The sequence below is a fragment of the Buttiauxella sp. BIGb0552 genome, assembly GCF_004366275.1.
In the GTDB taxonomy this organism is placed as follows: domain Bacteria; phylum Pseudomonadota; class Gammaproteobacteria; order Enterobacterales; family Enterobacteriaceae; genus Buttiauxella; species Buttiauxella gaviniae.
The window spans coordinates 78,583-94,743 of record NZ_SODY01000002.1; the positions used below are offsets into that span (position 1 = coordinate 78,583).

Here is a 16,161-nt window from a genome sequence, read left to right on the forward strand (position 1 = left end):
TAAACAGACTGTCATATTACTCATAAGCTAATAATAAAGGGGCTTCCGCCCCTTTATTATCGACTGCCCCACCAGCAATTGGTTATATCAACCCTGCTTCGCCGTCAGCTCCGCAATTCTCACAATCACCGCTACCGCTTTTTCCATTCCTTCCAGCGTCACAAACTCGTGTTTGCCGTGGTAGTTGTAGCCGCCAGTGAACAGGTTCGGGCATGGCAAACCTTTAAACGACAGTTGTGCGCCATCGGTGCCACCGCGAATCGGTTTCATGATGGGTTCGATGTCGCAGTCACGCATCGCCTGCTGCGCCACTTCAATAATGTAAGGATGCTCGGCCACTTTCTCGCGCATGTTGTAATAGCTGTCATCGATCACCAGCTCGATATAGCAATCCGGGTGCAGGCCTTTGCCGACTTTCTTGGCGATATCCATCATTTTGCGCTTACGAGCTTCAAATTGTTCGCGGTCAAAATCACGAATGATGTAGTGCATCTCCGCTTTATCGACCGAGCCTTTAATTCCGTGCAAATGATAGAAACCTTCGTAGCCTGCGGTAAATTCCGGGCTTTCATCGGCAGGCACTTCAGCGTGAATACGCGCGGCAATCGAAAGTGCGTTGACCATCACCCCTTTAGCAGAACCCGGGTGAACATTGTTGCCAACAATTTTGATAGTGACCGATGCGGCATTGAAGTTTTCACACTCCAACTCGCCAACACCACCGCCATCTACGGTATAGGCCCAGCGCGCATCGAATGCTTCAACGTCAAAATGCTTAGCACCTTTGCCCACTTCTTCATCCGGCGTGAAAGCAATACGAATGTCACCGTGCGGGATCTTCTTCTCTTGCAGAACAGCCAGAGCCGTCATGATTTCAGCAATACCGGCTTTATCATCCGCGCCGAGCAGCGTTTTGCCATCGGTGGTAATCAGCGTTTGCCCAAGTAACTGGTGTAGTACGGGGAACATCACCGGTGATAACACTTCATCGCCAATGCCTAGCGCGATATCACCACCACGATAATTTTCGACAATCTGCGGGTTGACGTTCTTGCCCGAAAAATCAGGCGCGGTATCCACATGAGAGATAAAACCAATAGCCGGGACTTTTTTATCGACGGTAGACGGAAGTGTTCCCATGACTGTGCCATGCTCAGCAATAGTCACATTCACTAAACCCATATCTTCCATTTGTTCTTTTAGCAACCGCAACAACTTCCACTGGCCTTCAGTGCTGGGAACTTGTTTTACGCCGGATTTGGACTGCGTATCCAAAGAGACATAATGTAAGAAACGTTCAAGTAATTTATCCATGTCGCGCTACCCTCAATTTTTGTGACTTCATTATCAGTAAGCCACAGATGCAAATATTGCGTTAGGTCACTTTTAGCCTGGTAGTGTTGAAAATAGTCACGAATGTAATGCAATGCGAGAGGATTTGGTGTTTGCTGCTTTAAACATCTTCATAATCAATCCCCAGGAAAACATCAAGGATTGGCGATTTCAATGCTTTGCCGTAGAATGCCTGCCCTTACTTAAACGTGCAGAAACCGCAAGGTGGTTAATCACAAACCCCGCATCAGCCCGCAATTTGATGCGTCTTATATGGGACAGCGTAAAAAATTGAATAAACAGCAATGTTCGCTCTCTCCGCTGGTAGAACTGGTGGGAGTAAGAAAGAGCTTTGATGGCAAAACCGTTATTTCTGATTTATCTCTCACCATTAATGATGGTGAATTTCTGACACTCCTTGGCCCTTCCGGCTGTGGCAAAACCACTGTGCTGCGCTTAATTGCCGGGCTGGAAAGCGTTGATTCCGGGACTATCTGTCTTGAGGACCTGGACATTACGCGGGTTCCGGCTGAGCATCGCCACGTCAACACCGTCTTCCAGAGCTACGCTCTCTTCCCTCATATGACCGTTTTTGAAAACGTGGCATTCGGCTTAAGAATGCAGAAAACACCTGCCGCCGAAATACCTCCGCGCGTGAATGACGCGTTGAAAATGGTGCAGCTTGAGGAATTTGCGCAACGTTTACCGCATCAGCTTTCTGGCGGCCAGCAACAGCGCGTGGCGATTGCGCGTGCGGTAGTCAACAAACCCCATTTGTTGCTGCTTGATGAGTCACTTTCCGCGCTCGATTACAAATTACGCAAGCAGATGCAGAACGAATTAAAGGCGTTGCAGCGTAAACTCGGTATCACCTTTGTCTTCGTCACTCATGACCAGGAAGAAGCATTAACCATGTCCGACCGGATTGTGGTGATGCGCGATGGTCACATTGAGCAAGACGGCACGCCGCGTGAAATCTACGAAGAGCCGAAAAACCTGTTTGTGGCGAGTTTCATCGGTGAAATCAATATCTTCGATGCAATCGTCGTTGAGCGCGTAGATGAACAGCGCGTGTTGGCGAACGTCGAAGGCCGCGAATGCCATATTTACGTAACGATGCCCGTCACCGCAGGCCAACGATTAAAAGTGCTGCTGCGCCCGGAAGATCTGCGTGTTGAAGAGATCAACGATACCCACGTTGCCGATGGCTTGATTGGCTATGTGCGTGAACGAAACTATAAAGGCATGACGCTGGAATCTAACGTTGAGTTGGAAAACGGCAAAATGGTGATGGTCAGCGAATTCTTCAATGAAGACGACCCTGATTTTGACCATACACTTGATCAAAAGATGGCTGTGAATTGGGTTGAAAGCTGGGAGGTAGTGCTGGCAGATGAAGAGCTCACGTAAGTTCCAGAATTTGGTGATCGCCACCATCGTCGGTTGGCTGCTGCTGTTTGTATTCTTGCCCAATCTGATGATCATCGGGACAAGTTTCCTGACGCGTGATGATGCTAATTTCGTCAGCATGGTTTTCACGCTGGATAACTACACCCGGCTTGCCGACCCGCTGTATGCGCAAGTGCTGCTTCACTCGCTAAATATGGCGGTGATAGCCACCCTCGCCTGCCTGGTGCTGGGCTATCCGTTTGCCTGGTTCCTTGCTCGCCTGCCAGAACGCGTGCGCCCGCTACTGCTGTTTTTGCTGATTGTTCCCTTCTGGACTAACTCGCTGATTCGTATTTATGGGCTGAAGATTTTCCTCAGCACCAAAGGCTATATGAATGCGTTCCTGCTGTGGCTCGGCGTGATTGATACCCCGATTCGAATCATGTACACCGAAAGCGCGGTCATCCTCGGCCTGGTTTATATCCTGCTGCCGTTTATGGTGATGCCGCTCTACTCCAGCATCGAAAAGCTCGACAAACCGCTACTGGAAGCGGCGCGTGATTTGGGTGCCAGCAAACTACAGACCTTTATCCGGATTATTATCCCGCTCACGATGCCGGGAATTATTGCCGGTTGCCTGCTGGTCATGCTGCCTGCAATGGGGCTGTTTTACGTTTCAGATCTGATGGGTGGCGCGAAAAACCTGCTGATTGGCAACGTCATTAAGAGCCAATTCCTGAATATTCGTGACTGGCCGTTTGGCGCGGCCACCAGCATTACACTGACACTTGTGATGGGTCTGATGCTGCTGATTTACTGGCGTGCCGCCAGATTGCTGAATAAAAAGGTGGAATTAGAATGATGGGTCGCCTGCTCCGTGGCGGCTTTATGACCGCCATTTACGCGTATCTGTACATTCCGATTATCATTTTGATCGTAAACTCATTTAACAGTTCGCGTTTCGGTATCAACTGGCAAGGCTTTACCGGCAAGTGGTATAGCCTGCTGCTGAACAATGACAGTCTGCTGCAAGCTGCTCAACACTCGCTGACTATGGCGGTGTTTTCTGCCACTGCGGCGACGTTAATTGGCTCGTTAACGGCGGTGGCGTTATACCGCTACCGTTTTCGCGGCAAGCCTTTCGTCAGCGGTATGCTGTTTGTAGTGATGATGTCGCCCGATATCGTGATGGCGATTTCACTGCTGGTGCTGTTTATGCTGCTGGGCGTTTCGCTCGGCTTCTGGTCGCTGTTGTTCTCGCACATCACCTTTTGCCTGCCGTTTGTGGTGGTGACCGTCTATTCCCGCCTCAAAGGGTTTGATGTACGCATGTTAGAAGCGGCGAAAGACTTAGGTGCCAGCGAGCTGACGATTCTGCGCAAGATCCTCTTGCCACTCGCGATGCCTGCCGTTGCCGCAGGCTGGTTACTCAGTTTTACGCTCTCGATGGACGATGTAGTGGTTTCGTCGTTCGTCACCGGGCCAAGTTATGAAATTTTACCGTTGAAGATTTACTCAATGGTGAAGGTCGGTGTTTCACCCGAGGTGAATGCACTTGCTACCATTCTGTTGGTACTCTCGCTGGTCCTGGTCGTTGCCAGTCAGCTTATTCTTCGTGATAAAACTCAGGGGACGTTAAAATGACTAAATGGCCACGCCACCTGCTCGCTGCGGGCGCTCTGGTACTGGGTATGGGCGCTGCACATGCCGACGATAGCAAGACGATCTACTTCTATAACTGGACCGAGTATGTGCCGCCAGGCCTGCTTGAGCAGTTCACTAAAGAAACCGGTATTAAGGTGATTTATTCGACTTACGAGTCGAATGAAACCATGTACGCCAAGCTGAAAACCTATAAAGAAGGTGCCTACGATTTAGTAGTGCCATCGACCTACTTTGTCGCGAAAATGCGCAATGAAGGCATGATCCAGAAGATCGACAAAAGCAAACTGAGCAACTTCAAGAATCTCGATCCGGAGATGCTCAACAAGCCGTTTGACCCGAATAACGACTACTCCATTCCTTATATCTGGGGTGCTACGGCGATTGGCGTTAATAGCGACGCCATTGACCCGAAAACCATCACTAGTTGGGCCGATTTATGGAAACCAGAATATAAGCAAAGCCTGTTGATGACTGATGATGCACGTGAAGTGTTCCAGGTTGCGCTGCGTAAACTGGGGTATTCCGGCAATACCACCAATCCAAAAGAGATTGAGGCGGCTTACCACGAGCTGCAAAAACTGATGCCAAACGTGGCGGCATTTAACTCAGATAACCCAGCCAATCCGTTTATGGAAGGCGAAGTGAATCTCGGTATGGTGTGGAACGGTTCTGCGTATGTCGCACGTCAGGCAGGTACGCCACTGGAAATTGTCTGGCCAAAAGAAGGCGGAATTTTCTGGATGGATAACCTATCTATTCCGGCAAATGCTAAAAACGTCGACGGTGCGCTGAAACTGATTAACTTCCTGCTGCGCCCGGACGTGGCAAAACAGGTGGCTGAAACCATAGGCTACCCGACGCCAAATCTTGAAGCACGCAAACTGCTGCCGAAAGAAGTCTCTGGTGATAAGACGCTCTACCCGGATGAAGCGGTGCTGAAAAATGGTGAGTGGCAAAACGATGTTGGTGATGCCAGCACGATTTATGAGAATTACTATCAGAAGTTGAAGGCGGGACGTTAATTTTTATACCTGGCGGGGCCGTCGTCCCGCCTTTTAATTCATCCTTTCGTCTTATAGCATCGCTTCCCTCTCTTTCTAAGCTTGAATGAGCGCCTGACTATTGCCGTCATCTCACTACCCCCGCTCATTGCAGACTGAGTGAAAATCGTGATGAATACATTCTTTATACTGGCCCAACTACTCAACCTTGGTATTTTCACCGCGTTTATTCTCGCGAGGAAAGATAAGCCTGAGGCTAAACCACTGATTGATATCAGAGCGATACAACTCTTACGGCTGACTTATTTACTACCAATAATCGCCTTCGCCTGGAGCCTTTTCCTTGTGGAATACGTTACGCCGCTGGATTGGGTTTGTTTGCTGATAGCAATTGCAGGAACCGTTCTGGTGGTGAAAGGAAAAATCGATTTAGGGGCACATCATACTTGGGCGGGATACTACCTTCCGCAAGCACCGCGTATACACAGCGGGATCTTTTCGTGGATAGCTCACCCGATGTACGCTGGAATCATTATGGTGATCCTCTCTTGCAGCGCAGTGTATGTCACCCGATGGCCCTGGTTTATCAGTGCATTGGCATTACTTTGCTGCGCGTATATTTCGCTATTTTTGATAATAGTGGCTTTGCGGGAAGAGAAGTTATTTGTCGCGGCGAGAGCGTAATTTTTTGACATTAATAGGCGGGCAGTATCGGCTACCCGCTATTTGTTATAGACCTTTCAACAAGCGGTCGACATACTCCGGCACCACTTCACTGGCTAAGCCGTAGAATTTTTCCTCGAACTCACTGCCAACCTGGCTCGGTTCAAGGTTCAGCTCAACAGTATGCGCGCCTTGTAAACGGGCTTCGTGTACGAACCCGGCAGCTGGGTACACATGGCCCGAGGTGCCGATAGCAATAAAGTAATCAGCTGTAGCAATAGCCTGATAAATCTCATCCATACCCAGTGGCATTTCGCCAAACCACACCACATGTGGGCGCAGCGGTGCAGAAAGCTGGCAGCAATGGCAGCGGTCTTCGCGGGTAATATCCCCTTTCCACTCCAGCACTTGCCCACTGCGCGCACAGCGAACTTTCAGCAGTTCACCATGCATATGGATGATGTTTTTATTGCCAGCTCGTTCATGGAGGTTATCAATATTCTGCGTCACCAACAGGAAGTGATCACCCAGTTCTTCTTCCAGACGAGCCAGTGCCAGATGGGCAGCATTCGGTTTAATTTCCGACTGCTGAAGTTGCTGGCGGCGAGCGTTATAAAACGCCTGTACCAATTCAGGGTCGCGAGCGAAGCCTTCAGGCGTCGCAACATCTTCAACCCTATGCTCTTCCCACAAACCATCAGTGGCACGGAAAGTTCGAATGCCTGACTCAGCGGAAATTCCCGCGCCGGTCAGAACCACAACTCTGGGTTTTTCCATCGCTTCGGGTCCAGGTATATCTCTGAAAAAAGCACGCTGACGTAAACGCTGACGGAGCAGACGCTTAGTTTTGCGAAACCGGCTTAGCCGATGTTGACGACGCGATAGCATAATTTACTCCGTGAGATGGAGGAATGCCGCACCACGCATACCACCGGCATCACCATGTCGCGCAGGTTCAATACGCGGTACTTTTGCCACAGGCAGAAGATACTTAGGTAGACGCTCAGGCAGTTGCTGGTACATCTCAGTAAAGTTAGACAACCCACCGCCAATCACGACCAGATGCGCATCAATTGCCGTTAACAGGCTGCCAAGACAGCAGGCCAGCAGCTCAACGAAGCGATCGACATGGGCTACAGCCTTTTCATCACCTGCGCGATAGCGGGCAACAATTTCTTTAGAGTCCAGTGGTTCAGAGTAGAAGTGCTGATAAACCCACGCAAATCCACGGCCAGAAAGATAGTTTTCAATACAGCCATGTTGCCCGCAACCGCAGCGCGTGAGGGGAATATCACGGCCCAGCACATTCAGTGCATCAACTGGCAGGCGGGTATGACCAAACTCGCCGGTAATATAGTTGCGCCCGGTAATGGATTTACCGTTGACGATGATGCCACCACCAACACCCGTGCCGAGAATCAGGCCCATGACCACCGGGTAATCACGAAACTCATCGTCCCAGGCCTCAGAGAGCGCAAAACAGTTCGCATCGTTGTCCATGCGTACTTCACGCCCGAGCATCGCGCTCAGATCGGCCTGTACCGGTTTCCCGCTGGCTGCTGGGACATTCGCCGCGTATAACGTGCCATCATCTGTGACGGGCATTCCGGGGATACCAATACCCACCGAGCCTTGAATACCAAAACGGCTATCGGCTTCCTGTACCATGGAAGCGATAGCCGCTAAAAAGTTCTCATAACTGTCATGCGGGGTGGGAACACGTTTTTCCCATTGCAAACGACGCTCACTGTCGTAGACCCCAAGAGCCATCTTACTGCCACCAATGTCAAATCCGTAATACATCGTTTCTCCCTATATCCGTCATACTTCAAGCTCCAGGGGTGCAGCCTACCTGCAACTTGAAGTACTCAGGGTATATATTTTGGTGAAGAATTTATTGTCCGCTTAATACTCGCGCCGGATCGATATTACTGGCTCGGCGCGCCGGATACCAACTGGCAAGTAAACTCAGTAGCAATGCTGTGATCAGGACATAAAATACATCCAGCCAATGCAGTTCAGATGGCAAGAAATCAATGAAGTAGATATCGCCTGACAAGAACTGGTGACCGATTAATTTTTCAATCACGTGGATAATATTGGTCAATTGCCAGGAGGCCAGCACCCCAACAATCACACCACTTACACTACCCAGCAACCCCGCCAGCAGACCGTACCAGACGAAAATGGCGCGAATCAGACCATCTTTTGCCCCAAGGGTACGCAATACAGCAATGTCGCTGCTCTTGTCTTTAACCGCCATGACAAGCGTGGAAACGATGTTAAAACAGGCAACGCCGATAACCAGCACCATCGCCAGATACATGATGGCGCGAATCATTTGAATATCGCGATACATATAGCCGTAGGTGCCAATCCAGCTTTTGATATAGACGTAAGCGTTGGTAACTTCGCCGGCATCGCGCACAAGCTTATTGGCATTGAAGACGTCATTGACCTTGATAGCGATACCGGTAACGCTATCGCCCATATCCAGATAGCTCTGCGCATCAGCCATTGGCACCATTGCCAGGCTGTGGTCAAGCTGACCACTTAGAGCCAGGATTCCAGTGACATGCAGGCGAACACGTTTGGGTTGCAGAAGTTTAGTGCCACCATCACTGTTCGGAATCATGATGGAGACCCAGTCGCCCTGCTTCACCTTCAGCGCATCGGCAACACCTTTACCAATAATGATTTGCTGCTGACCCGCTTTAAAGTCCTTCCAGCCATTGTTCTGCACATATTCAGGCAACGCGCTCAGGTGAGTTTCCTGTTCTGGATCGACGCCTTTTACCACGATGGCGCGCAGGTTAGCACCGCTTTCCACCAGGCCAGTGAAGTTGATGTATGGTGCGGCAGCGACGATGCCTTTAACCTTCTCGACACGTTGCAACACACCTTTCCAGTCGTGGAATGGCTGATTAACCGGCTCGATTTCACCATGTGGCACAACCGCAAGCACGCGATTATTCAGCTCGCGCTCGAAACCGTTCATCGCACTCAAACCCACAATCAGGACCGCTACACCCAATGCGATACCTAACGTGGAAATAATTGAGATAAGAGACACCATGCCGCTGCGACGACGCCCGCGGCTAAAACGTAAACCAATCAGCAGTGACAGTGGCGAAGCCATTAATCGGCTCCCATCAAAGTCAGCTCATGAGTCAGCCGACCATCTTGCATTTCTAACTGGCGAGACATGCGTTTGGCCAGTTTGAGGTCGTGAGTCACCACCAAAAATGCGGTTCCCTGACGCACATTCAGCTCGCCAAGCAGTTCGAAAATGCTATCTGCATTACGTGCATCGAGGTTCCCGGTCGGTTCATCGGCCAACACAAGGCGCGGGTTATTTACCAGCGCACGAGCTATCGCCACACGCTGGCGTTCGCCACCGGACAACTCTGACGGACGGTGATTACTGCGGTGATCAAGCCCTACCGCTTTTAGCATATCCAGCGCACGTTGCTTTGTTTCATCGGTATTCTTTTTGCCGATGAGCAGTGGCATGGCGACGTTTTCCATCGCGGTAAAATCAGGCAGCAAATGGTGGAACTGATAAATAAACCCCAGCTCCCGGTTGCGCAGCTCGGCTTTCGCAGAAGAGGACATTGAGCTCATTGCTTTGCCGTTAAAAATGACATCGCCTGACGTTGGCGTATCCAGGCCACCCAATAGGTGCAGCAAGGTACTTTTACCAGAACCGGAGCTGCCGACAATCGCCATTAGCTCGCCGGTGTTGATGCTGAAGCTGACATCATGCAACACGTCCGTTTGCACTTTGCCTTCCTGATAGCGTTTGCACAGTTTGTCACACTGCAACAGGACAGAATTACTCATAACGTAAAGCCTCAGCGGGAAGTGTCGCGGCGGCACGCCACGATGGATAAAGCGTGGATAACAAAGCGACAGCCATAGCAATAATCGCAATCACAATAACTTGTACAGGGTCGATAGCGACCGGCAGCGCAGCACCATCGAGCAACGCGCCAATAATCGGCATCAAGTTGTTCAACTGGCTGGCAAGTAGCGCGCCTAACAGCGCACCGAGCAGCGCACCAATAACTCCCGCACTCGCCCCCTGCACCATAAACACTGCCATGATTTGGCGACGCGTCAGCCCCTGAGTCTGGAGAATGGCAACTTCGCCTTGTTTCTCCATCACCAGCAAACCGAGCGAGGTAATGATGTTAAATGCAGCAACGGCCACAATCAGGCTCAGCAGCAGCCCCATCATATTTTTTTCCATGCGCACAGCCTGGAACAGCTCACCTTTACGCTCGCGCCAGTCTTTCCACTCGGTACCCGCAGGCAAGGTTTGTTGGCTCAGGACATCCACCTTGAGTGGTTCAGCCAGCCATAAGCGCCAGCCGGTAATATTACCTAACGGATAACGCATCAGGCGTGATGCATCTTGCTGGTTCACCAGCATTTGATAACCATCGACTTCGCTATTAGCCGCGAAGGTACCAATCACATTAAACAAACGCTGACTTGGCAAACGACCCATAGGCGTAAACTGACTGGCAGAAGGCACCATTACACGGATGCTATCGCCACGCTTAATGCCCAATTGCCCGGCAAGTTGTTCACCAAGAATAATGTTGTACTGCCCAGCGACCAGGTCTGTTTGCTTCACGTTGACCAGGAACGGCGAAAGCGGATCTTTTTCTTCCGGGTTAACCCCTAGCATGACACCCACTGCAACGCTGCGCGCACTCTGCAGTACTACGTCACCCGTAGTAATCGGTGCAATGCGCGTAACACCTTCGAGTTTTAGGTCTTTCGCAGGAAGTGTTTCGGGGTTAATAGAGCCGCTGGTTGAGGTGATTACAGCTTGTGGCATCAAGCCAAGAATGTTGTTTTGCAGCTCACGTTCAAAGCCGTTCATCACGGAAAGCACCGTGACCAGCGCCATTACGCCAAGCGTAATGCCAATAGTCGACAGCCAGGAGACGAAGCGACCGAAGCGGTCAGCTGCTCGCCCACGCATGTAGCGCAGGCCTATAAATAACGCGACAGGTTGATACATGTATTCCGTCTTGTGGCAGTTGCGGATGCAAAGTTGGCAAGAAGTATATAAGCGATACCGCATCAAGTAAATGAAACGTAACGTTTTTTTGATATTTCAGAACATGTGAAATACCAATTAAATCAAACTCATAACATCTTGTTTTCGCTGTAAAGCCGCATCAATTCGGTTATTAATTAATCATGCGGAATTTCTGAAATGTGCCTGATTCTTACAAAAACAGACAAATCAGGTAAAAAATTGCCCGGCGATCTTCCACCCTGAAAGCAAATACCGGCCAACAGAAGATTAAGCCCGCGCATGAAAAATAAACAACTGTGGATCAACCATATCAAGGGGCTATGTATCTGCCTTGTCGTTATCTATCACTCGGTGATCACCTTTTACCCGCATTTGACGCAACTTGAAGCTGGTCTGCCTGAATACATTGCGAAAAGCTGGATCTACCTGAATCTCTATCTGGCACCTTTTCGTATGCCAGTGTTCTTCTTTATTTCTGGCTTTTTAATCACCCGCTATATCGAGTCGGTGAAATGGCGTGACTGCGTGGATAAGCGCATCTGGAATATTTTCTATGTCCTGGTGCTGTGGGGTGTTTTGCAATGGTTGGGAATTTCGCTTATCAATCAGTGGCTAGCCCCCGATCTGGTACGTAACCCCACGTCTAATGCCGCGTACTCGGAAACCCTGTTGCAATTTGCCACCAGCATGGCAAAAGCCAGCACCAGTCTTTGGTATCTCTATGCGCTAATAATCTATTTCGCGATATTCAAAAGTCTGCGTCGCTATAAAGTTCCGGTAATCATCATGCTGCTTGGAGTAAACGTGGCAATCAGCTTTATGCCGTTGCCGTGGTGGGGCATGAACAGCGTGGTGCGCAATATGTGTTATTACGGTTTGGGCGCATGGTTTGGCCCACAATTGATGACGTGGATGAAAACGACCCATTTCCGCCAACATCCGCTGCTTTGTACTGCAGGCGCTCTGCTCTCCGTAGCGCTGTATCTGGTGAATGTCCCAGTAGTGATTTCCGTGGTGTCGATTTTTGTCATCATGAAGCTGTTTTACATTCTGGATAGTTGGCGCGAGAGCCGTTCCGATGCATTTCTGAATATCGTTGGTTCTAACACCATTGCCATTTACACCACCCACCGCATCATCATCGAAGCGTTGAGTTTGTTTATGATCGGGCAAATTAATGCAGACAGAATCTCCGATAACCTGCTGATCGCCGTTTTACTGGTTTATCCGTTTGTCAGCCTGGCAACGTGCACTCTAATAGGTTTGGGATTCAGGAAATTATCGCGTGCGCTATTGGGCGATATGCTTTTTACCCCTCCCACCAAAATGGTGTTCGCGACTGACATCCGCTAAACGTTCTTTCTCAGGAGGCGTTGCGATTGGGTTGCTAATACAAAACGATCGCGGATAATAAACAACATTGTTTTCGAGTGCTTATCAATACCCTGCAGCTTGATAGATGAAGGGTAAACACGGCGCAACCTGAGAGATGCTGACGTCCACCATGTCTGAAAATTATCGCTATTCCTTACCTGTTAAAGCTGGCGATCAGCGCCAGCTTGGAGAACTCACCGGTTCAGCTTGTGCGACCGAAGTTGCCGAGATCGTCGAGCGCCATAGTGGGCCGGTGGTGCTGATTGCTCCTGATATGCAGAATGCTCTACGCCTGCATGACGAAATTAGCCAGTTTACGGAAAGCCTGGTGGTGAATCTTGCTGACTGGGAAACGCTGCCGTACGACAGTTTTTCACCGCATCAGGAAATCATCTCTTCGCGTTTATCCACGCTGTATCAATTGCCAACCATGCAGCGCGGCGTACTGATATTGCCAGTCAACACTTTGATGCAACGCTTCTGCCCGCATAGTTATTTGCATGGCCACGCGCTGGTGATGAAAAAAGGTCAACGTTTATCGCGTGATAACCTGCGTAGCCAATTAGAACAGGCAGGTTATCGCAGCGTTGATCAAGTTATGGAACACGGTGAATTTGCTACCCGTGGCGCATTACTAGATTTGTACCCGATGGGCAGTGAGCAGCCTTATCGCATCGACTTTTTTGATGATGAAATCGACAGCCTGCGTGTGTTTGATGTCGATACTCAGCGCACACTTCAGGAAGTTGATGCCATCAACTTACTCCCCGCTCACGAATTCCCGACCGATAAAACGGCTATTGAATTGTTCCGTAGCCAGTGGCGCGACAAGTTTGACGTGAAGCGCGAACCTGAACATATCTATCAGCAAGTCAGTAAAGGCATGCTGCCGGCCGGGATTGAATACTGGCAGCCGTTATTCTTTAGCGAACCATTACCGCCGCTGTTCAGCTATTTCCCAAAAAATACCTTGCTGATAAACACCGGCGATATTGAAACCAGCGCCGAGCGCTTCTGGCAGGATACGTTCGCCCGCTTCGAAAACCGTGGTGTTGATCCAATGCGCCCTCTGCTGCCACCAGAAAGTCTGTGGCTGCGCGTGGATGAACTCTTCAGTGAGCTAAAAGCCTGGCCGCGAATCCAGTTAAAAACCGAATCTCTGGCCGACAAAGCCGCGTTTACCAATCTGGGTTATCGCGTATTACCCGACCTTTCGGTTCAGGCGCAACAGAAAGCACCGCTCGATAATTTGCGTAAATTCCTTGAGTCTTTCGCCGGCCCGGTAGTGTTTTCCGTAGAAAGTGAAGGCCGCCGCGAAGCGTTGGGCGAGCTATTGTCACGCATTAAAGTGGCGCCAAAACGCATCTATCGTCTTGATGACGCGGTAGATAAAGGCCGATACCTGATGTTGGGTTCGAGCGAACACGGCTTTATCGACACCCTGCGTAACCGGGCATTAATTTGCGAAAGCGACTTGTTGGGCGAGCGCGTTAGTCGTCGACGTCAGGACAGCCGTCGCACCATTAACCCAGATACCCTGATTCGTAACCTCGCAGAGCTGCGTGCCGGGCAACCAGTCGTGCATCTTGAACATGGCGTTGGGCGTTATGCCGGTTTAACCACCCTGGAAGCGGGCGGCATCACCGCTGAATATTTGATGCTGACCTATCATGGCGATGCAAAACTGTACGTGCCGGTTTCGTCTCTCCATTTGATTAGCCGCTATGCGGGCGGTGCCGAAGAAAACGCGCCACTGCATAAACTCGGCAGCGATGCGTGGTCCCGTGCACGCCAGAAAGCGGCAGAAAAAGTGCGAGATGTTGCTGCTGAATTGCTGGATATTTACGCGCAACGCGCAGCCAAAGAGGGCTTTGCCTTTAAGCATGACCGCGAGCAGTATCAGTTGTTCTGCGACGCCTTCCCATTTGAAACTACGCCGGATCAGGCACAAGCCATTAACGCGGTATTAAGCGATATGTGCCGGCCGCTGGCGATGGACCGGTTGGTATGTGGTGACGTGGGCTTTGGTAAAACCGAAGTTGCGATGCGCGCCGCATTCCTTGCGGTTGAAAACCACAAACAAGTTGCGGTGCTGGTGCCAACCACCCTGCTTGCGCAGCAGCACCTGGATAACTTCCGCGACCGTTTCGCCAACTGGCCAGTGCGCATCGAAATGCTGTCACGTTTCCGTACGGCTAAAGAGCAGGCGCAAATTCTCGAAGAAGCACGAGAAGGGAAAGTCGATATTCTGATCGGTACGCATAAGCTATTACAGAATGACGTGAAGATGAAAGATCTCGGCCTGCTGATTGTCGACGAAGAACACCGCTTCGGCGTGCGTCATAAAGAGCGCATTAAAGCCATGCGTGCCGATGTCGATATCCTGACGCTAACTGCCACACCAATTCCACGTACGCTGAATATGGCAATGAGCGGAATGCGCGATTTGTCGATTATCGCAACGCCTCCGGCACGCCGACTGGCAGTTAAAACATTCGTTCGCGAGTACGACAGCCTGGTGGTTCGCGAAGCAATCTTGCGTGAAGTGCTGCGTGGTGGCCAGGTCTACTATCTCTATAACGATGTAGAAAACATTCAGAAAGCAGCCGATCGCCTCGCCGAGCTTGTACCGGAAGCGCGTATTACTATCGGCCATGGCCAAATGCGTGAGCGTGAGCTGGAACGAGTGATGAACGACTTCCACCACCAGCGTTTTAACGTGCTGGTGTGTACCACGATCATCGAAACGGGTATCGATATTCCGACTGCCAATACCATTATTATTGAACGTGCAGACCATTTCGGCCTTGCACAGTTACACCAGTTGCGTGGCCGCGTGGGGCGTTCGCATCACCAGGCTTATGCATGGCTTCTGACGCCACATCCGAAAGCAATGACCACCGATGCGCAGAAACGCCTGGAAGCTATTGCGTCGTTAGAAGACCTGGGTGCGGGCTTTGCGCTGGCGACTCACGATCTTGAAATTCGCGGTGCGGGTGAATTACTTGGTGAAGGCCAGAGTGGTTCGATGGAAACTATCGGTTTCTCGCTGTACATGGAGATGCTGGAAAACGCCGTCGATGCGCTCAAAGAGGGCCGCGAGCCGTCGCTTGAAGATTTGACCAGTAGCCAAACCGAAGTTGAACTGCGTATGCCCGCGTTGTTACCAGATGATTTCATCCCGGACGTCAACACCCGCCTGTCGTTCTATAAACGCATTGCCAGTGCCAAAACGGCACATGAGCTTGATGAATTAAAAGTGGAATTGATTGATCGCTTTGGCCTGCTGCCGGATGCCGCTCGCAATCTGCTGGATATTGCGGCATTGCGTCAGCAGGCGCAAAAACTTGGCGTGCGTAAGATTGAAGGTCATGACAAAGGTGGTGTGATTGAGTTTGCTGAGAAAAACCACGTTAACCCAGTTTGGTTGATTGGTTTGCTGCAAAAACAGCCGCAACATTACCGTCTGGATGGGCCAACGCGACTCAAATTTATTGAAGACCTCGCAGATCGTAAAGCGCGTATGGAATGGGTACGTAACTTTATGCATCAGTTGGCGCAGAACGCTATAGCGTAGTTCTCATGGTGGCGGGTGGCGCATGCGCTTACCCGTCCTCCTCCATTTCATCGTAACATTTACACATCCTTTCAATCCGCCAGGATTTCCCGACATCTCCCCCT

Annotated in this window: 13 protein-coding genes; 7 read left to right on the plus strand and 6 right to left on the minus strand. The window is 50.5% G+C overall.

Going from position 1 to position 16,161, the window contains the following annotated elements; genetic code table 11:
• Nucleotides 1-87: 87 nt before the first annotated feature.
• Nucleotides 88-1,314 carry a peptidase T gene (gene pepT / locus EDF88_RS05140; protein WP_134183425.1) on the minus strand — a complete coding sequence of 409 codons (1,227 nt, stop codon included), beginning with the start codon at nt 1,312-1,314 and terminating at the stop codon, nt 88-90.
• Between the two features lie 291 nt (nt 1,315-1,605).
• Between pepT and potA the strand changes: the two genes are divergently transcribed.
• The 5 genes from potA to EDF88_RS05165 all read left to right on the plus strand — a co-directional run bounded on the left by potA (nt 1,606) and on the right by EDF88_RS05165 (nt 6,071).
• Nucleotides 1,606-2,742 carry a spermidine/putrescine ABC transporter ATP-binding protein PotA gene (gene potA / locus EDF88_RS05145; RefSeq protein ID WP_134183428.1) on the plus strand — a complete coding sequence of 379 codons (1,137 nt, stop codon included), beginning with the start codon at nt 1,606-1,608 and terminating at the stop codon, nt 2,740-2,742.
• Nucleotides 2,726-3,583, plus strand: coding sequence for a spermidine/putrescine ABC transporter permease PotB (gene potB, locus EDF88_RS05150; protein WP_064517974.1), 858 nt, complete (start codon nt 2,726-2,728; stop codon nt 3,581-3,583). The genes potA and potB overlap by 17 nt, the downstream gene beginning before the upstream one ends.
• A complete protein-coding gene (gene potC / locus EDF88_RS05155; RefSeq protein WP_064517972.1) occupies nt 3,580-4,365 on the plus strand; it encodes a spermidine/putrescine ABC transporter permease PotC in 786 nt (261 codons plus the stop codon). Before potB ends, potC begins: the two co-directional genes overlap by 4 nt.
• Nucleotides 4,362-5,408, plus strand: coding sequence for a spermidine/putrescine ABC transporter substrate-binding protein PotD (gene potD / locus EDF88_RS05160; protein ID WP_064517970.1), 1,047 nt, complete (start codon nt 4,362-4,364; stop codon nt 5,406-5,408). The genes potC and potD overlap by 4 nt, the downstream gene beginning before the upstream one ends.
• Nucleotides 5,409-5,558: 150 nt before the next feature.
• Nucleotides 5,559-6,071 carry a methyltransferase gene (locus tag EDF88_RS05165; protein ID WP_134183430.1) on the plus strand — a complete coding sequence of 171 codons (513 nt, stop codon included), beginning with the start codon at nt 5,559-5,561 and terminating at the stop codon, nt 6,069-6,071.
• Nucleotides 6,072-6,116: 45 nt separating this feature from the next.
• Here the strand turns inward: EDF88_RS05165 and cobB are convergent, their stop codons facing one another.
• The 5 genes from cobB to lolC form a co-directional block, all read right to left on the minus strand.
• Entirely contained in the window at nt 6,117-6,938 is an 822-nt protein-coding gene (cobB, locus tag EDF88_RS05170) for a Sir2 family NAD+-dependent deacetylase (RefSeq protein ID WP_064517967.1), read from the minus strand.
• Between the two features lie 3 nt (nt 6,939-6,941).
• The gene (nagK, locus tag EDF88_RS05175; RefSeq protein ID WP_064517965.1) at nt 6,942-7,853 is read right to left on the minus strand and encodes an N-acetylglucosamine kinase; all 912 of its coding nucleotides are present in this window, start codon (nt 7,851-7,853) and stop codon (nt 6,942-6,944) included.
• Between the two features lie 91 nt (nt 7,854-7,944).
• Complete coding sequence (lolE, locus tag EDF88_RS05180) at nt 7,945-9,189, minus strand: lipoprotein-releasing ABC transporter permease subunit LolE (protein WP_134183432.1); 1,245 nt, start codon at nt 9,187-9,189, stop codon at nt 7,945-7,947.
• A complete protein-coding gene (gene lolD / locus EDF88_RS05185) occupies nt 9,189-9,893 on the minus strand; it encodes a lipoprotein-releasing ABC transporter ATP-binding protein LolD (RefSeq protein ID WP_064517961.1) in 705 nt (234 codons plus the stop codon). Before lolD ends, lolE begins: the two co-directional genes overlap by 1 nt.
• On the minus strand, nt 9,886-11,085 hold the full coding sequence (gene lolC, locus EDF88_RS05190) for a lipoprotein-releasing ABC transporter permease subunit LolC (protein ID WP_064517959.1): 1,200 nt from the start codon (nt 11,083-11,085) through the stop codon (nt 9,886-9,888). Before lolC ends, lolD begins: the two co-directional genes overlap by 8 nt.
• A gap of 300 nt (nt 11,086-11,385) precedes the next feature.
• On the opposite strand from lolC, the gene EDF88_RS05195 reads away from it, so the two are divergent.
• Nucleotides 11,386-12,459 carry an acyltransferase family protein gene (locus tag EDF88_RS05195; RefSeq protein WP_064517957.1) on the plus strand — a complete coding sequence of 358 codons (1,074 nt, stop codon included), beginning with the start codon at nt 11,386-11,388 and terminating at the stop codon, nt 12,457-12,459.
• A 151-nt stretch (nt 12,460-12,610) separates the two neighbouring features.
• Nucleotides 12,611-16,057, plus strand: coding sequence for a transcription-repair coupling factor (gene mfd, locus EDF88_RS05200; protein ID WP_134183434.1), 3,447 nt, complete (start codon nt 12,611-12,613; stop codon nt 16,055-16,057).
• Nucleotides 16,058-16,161: the final 104 nt, after the last annotated feature.

Excerpts from the sequence above, each read along its gene's own strand:
- lolD (WP_064517961.1), bottom strand. The coding sequence starts at position 9,893 with ATGAGTAATTCTGTCCTGTTGCAGTGTGACAAACTGTGCAAACGCTAT.
- potC (WP_064517972.1), top strand. The coding sequence starts at position 3,580 with ATGATGGGTCGCCTGCTCCGTGGCGGCTTTATGACCGCCATTTACGCG.
- pepT (WP_134183425.1), bottom strand. The coding sequence starts at position 1,314 with ATGGATAAATTACTTGAACGTTTCTTACATTATGTCTCTTTGGATACG.
- EDF88_RS05165 (WP_134183430.1), top strand. The coding sequence starts at position 5,559 with ATGAATACATTCTTTATACTGGCCCAACTACTCAACCTTGGTATTTTC.
- EDF88_RS05195 (WP_064517957.1), top strand. The coding sequence starts at position 11,386 with ATGAAAAATAAACAACTGTGGATCAACCATATCAAGGGGCTATGTATC.
- potD (WP_064517970.1), top strand. The coding sequence starts at position 4,362 with ATGACTAAATGGCCACGCCACCTGCTCGCTGCGGGCGCTCTGGTACTG.
- cobB (WP_064517967.1), bottom strand. The coding sequence starts at position 6,938 with ATGCTATCGCGTCGTCAACATCGGCTAAGCCGGTTTCGCAAAACTAAG.
- potB (WP_064517974.1), top strand. The coding sequence starts at position 2,726 with ATGAAGAGCTCACGTAAGTTCCAGAATTTGGTGATCGCCACCATCGTC.
- lolC (WP_064517959.1), bottom strand. The coding sequence starts at position 11,085 with ATGTATCAACCTGTCGCGTTATTTATAGGCCTGCGCTACATGCGTGGG.
- nagK (WP_064517965.1), bottom strand. The coding sequence starts at position 7,853 with ATGTATTACGGATTTGACATTGGTGGCAGTAAGATGGCTCTTGGGGTC.
- mfd (WP_134183434.1), top strand. The coding sequence starts at position 12,611 with ATGTCTGAAAATTATCGCTATTCCTTACCTGTTAAAGCTGGCGATCAG.
- lolE (WP_134183432.1), bottom strand. The coding sequence starts at position 9,189 with ATGGCTTCGCCACTGTCACTGCTGATTGGTTTACGTTTTAGCCGCGGG.
- potA (WP_134183428.1), top strand. The coding sequence starts at position 1,606 with ATGGGACAGCGTAAAAAATTGAATAAACAGCAATGTTCGCTCTCTCCG.